The organism is Bradyrhizobium sp. CCBAU 11357, assembly GCF_028128865.1.
Classification (GTDB): domain Bacteria; phylum Pseudomonadota; class Alphaproteobacteria; order Rhizobiales; family Xanthobacteraceae; genus Bradyrhizobium.
In genome coordinates this window covers 1-590 of sequence record NZ_LBJW01000031.1, presented here as the reverse complement: position 1 = coordinate 590, position 590 = coordinate 1, and the positions used below count along the sequence as shown (strand labels likewise).

2 pseudogenes are annotated in these 590 nt (G+C 62.4%); one reads left to right on the top strand and one right to left on the bottom strand.

Annotated features, from left to right (window positions below):
- Positions 1–265, top strand: a pseudogene (locus XI05_RS08930) (integrase core domain-containing protein); the annotation flags it as partial.
- Between the two features lie 16 nt (positions 266–281).
- Here the strand turns inward: XI05_RS08930 and XI05_RS08925 are convergent.
- A pseudogene (locus XI05_RS08925) lies at positions 282–525 on the bottom strand (IS5/IS1182 family transposase); the annotation flags it as partial.
- Between the last annotated feature and the right edge of the window lie 65 nt (positions 526–590).

Sequence of the window (590 nt, the reverse complement as noted above, 5' to 3'; positions counted from 1 at the left end):
CCGGCTCCGGGATGAATCGCTGAACGAGACGCTGTTCGCGTCGCTGGCTCAGGCCCGCGTCGCGCTCGGATGCTGGCGCGCCGATTAAAACGACACACGACCGCACTCGCAGCTCGGATGGAAGACGCCTTCCGAGTTCGCCTTCACGTGCCACCCGCGCCGGGATCTGGCGCTGTGCTATGCCGATGGCTCCGCGCCAGCTCCCGTCGCTACCACCGCCCAACTGGGTAAATCCAAGGGCTTGAGCGAACTCAGAACTGGATAAAATCTGGGGCAACGTCACCGCGGTACCCCTTGTCGACATAGGCCCGCTCGATCGGACAGCCGGTGAGCGTCTCGGTGCGCTCGATGCCTTCCCGCAGGGGGTGCCCATCATACGGATTGTCGGTGCGCTCGCGTGCAGCACGAACAGGCGCCCAGAGCGCGGCGATTGTTGGTGACGACGGAGGCCTTCACGCCGAACTCGTAAGGCGCGGCGGCCTTGGCTTTGCCGATTCACTCCACCTCCGGAGCATGGAAGGAATAAGCGATAACGTACAGAGTCTTTCGCACTTTCAGGATTGACGGCTTCTTCTAGAATGAAGGAGCTT